The organism is Shewanella sp. 10N.286.45.A1, from assembly GCF_041470405.1.
Taxonomy (GTDB): Bacteria; Pseudomonadota; Gammaproteobacteria; order Enterobacterales; family Shewanellaceae; genus Shewanella.
The window spans coordinates 1-2,094 of the sequence record NZ_JBFRMK010000248.1 but is presented as its reverse complement, the minus strand read 5'-3'; the positions used below and the strand labels follow the sequence as shown (position 1 = coordinate 2,094).

Annotated in this window: 2 protein-coding genes; both read right to left on the bottom strand. The window is 37.1% G+C overall.

Going from position 1 to position 2,094, the window contains the following annotated elements; all coding sequences use genetic code 11:
- Nucleotides 1-161: 161 nt before the first annotated feature.
- On the bottom strand, nucleotides 162-1,187 hold the full coding sequence (gene gwsS, locus AB4238_RS17215; protein WP_372034548.1) for a grasp-with-spasm system SPASM domain peptide maturase: 1,026 nt from the start codon (nucleotides 1,185-1,187) through the stop codon (nucleotides 162-164).
- 632 nt (nucleotides 1,188-1,819) lie between these two features.
- A partial coding sequence (locus AB4238_RS17210) for a GNAT family N-acetyltransferase (RefSeq protein WP_372034547.1) occupies nucleotides 1,820-2,094 on the bottom strand: 275 nt, incomplete at its 5' end.

The following is a 2,094-nucleotide window of genomic DNA, read 5'->3' as shown; positions in this document are numbered from 1 at the left end:
TAGCTCCTAGCTCGTTATGTTGTTGATTAATAATGGCTGGCTTTTGATTATTCTTCCAAGAATAATTCATATTCCTCCTAAATCTAGCATAGCATTAAGCGCTGCTAGATTTAGTTTGAATTTTATTTTGCTTGAATGCTCTCTCAATTATTAAATTAATTTCATGAGGAACCACTTTTTTTAATCCACTCTCCAGTGAATGGGTTGTACTGGCATTTTTCAGGTTTTGTTAATGGCTTACTGTTTTCAGTGTATGCTCTACAGTCTGAACAGGCATATCGATACTCACATAAATTACAGGTTTCGATATTGTCCTTGTTTAGTTCCCACAGGCTTTGAAAATCCTTATTAGATGCGATATTTATCAAGTTTTCTTTATCTATATGCCCATAGTTCTTTGTAAAAGATGGACAGTTTTTTATAAAGCCGTTGTGATCAATAGATATTTTTTTGTTCATGCAACCATTGAAATGTTGAAGAGTATACATTGTTCCTGTTGATGGTGGAGTTAATGTTTGTTGGTTTATAACTCCACAATGGTATGATGAGTTTATACTTGTGGATATAAAGGATATTTTCTTTCCTAAAATATCCGTGTGCTCGTCGGTTCCATTAACATATATTAATTTATCATTTGGGTAACTATGAATACTAAGCGCTGAAATGATAGGGTTGTTTATTAATAGATCTCTATAGGCGCTGTCACATGTATCCTTATCATGCTTTAAAATTATTTCAACACCAAGGATAGACTTATTGTAAGATTTTTGTATTATTTCATGAATATCCTTTTTACTATAAGTGTTTCCAAACTGTCTAATCTGAACGTATTCACAAGATACACTGTCTAGCTCGTCAAATATTTTAGAAAAATCTAGTTTTACATCTTTAATGTCTATGATTGCATTTTTTATTAGGCAGTTATCTTCTTTCCTGAGGAAGTCAATCTTAGGGAATAATAGCAAATCATCTTTATTTAGCTCATTAACCATATCATTTGATTCTAGAAAAGATAAGAAGTCGTAAAAGTCCTGTTCGCACTTATTATCAAATGAGAGAACTTCCAATTCTGAGTATGAATATTTATCAAGTAATTCTAACAATTGAAAGTAATCTGAAGGAAATGTGTGAATGTTTCCTCTGCTTAAGTCGTAAATCGCAGAGTTTTTGACTCCGAGAAAATACATAGACAGGCATGAAAAAAGAGAGACTTTTCTTCAACGGTCATTTGAGATTAACTTTCTTTATTGATGCGTTAAGGTGTTGATTTGTAACGGTTGAAATTACTTTGACTGAGGGGTTTACGCAGTTCCTAATTGTGGACACCCATAGGCTTTGAAGAGAAAAGAATACTGGCAATGAAATATTAGTCACAGTTAATGGCAGGATACCCGTAAGCCGATTCTTACAGCTTAGTTAAGGATGGCCTTCATTAAGGTTTGAGATACTTTTCCTAATCAATGCTGTTCAATTTAGACTGAATACTCTAAGCCGTTTCTGTCCAAAAATGAGCTTGCCGTTAGGCAGATATCTAGTGACTAACAGCCATTACAGACTCACCCAGTACACCCATTCCCCATCGAAGTTGCCGAAGTACGTTGAAGAAATAGCCGTAGGACGTGGGCATAGCTTTCGCGGGACAGGATGTCCCATCGGAAGCGTTAGGCTATTTCGAATAAGTACGAGGAAGACAACTTCGTCGGGGCGGCTCGGGTGATGCAAGAGGGGGAAGCTGTTGTCCCCCTTTTGCCCGAGTGTGAGCTGGAAGCTCACGACCTTTATCAAGCGGAGCTTGATTGAGTTAGTTGTTAGACGCAGTCTAACTATAAGGATTTAAAGGGGTTAACCCCATTAACACTAACTCCTTCTCAGAACCCTGATACTTCAAAAACAACTGCGTAATATCATTGGGCGCGTCCTCAATGACAGTAAACCCATGTTGCCCATAAAACCCTTCTAAATGCGCCAAGGCAAAAATGTAAGTTTTACCTTGGCGCAGAACCGGTGACAGTTCATCCATCAATTGATGTCCAATACCTTGGCCGCGACAATCAGGATGCACTAACATGCCAGTTAAAATAGCTAACTGACCAA

Excerpts from the sequence above, each read along its gene's own strand:
- gwsS (WP_372034548.1), bottom strand. The coding sequence starts at position 1,187 with ATGTATTTTCTCGGAGTCAAAAACTCTGCGATTTACGACTTAAGCAGA.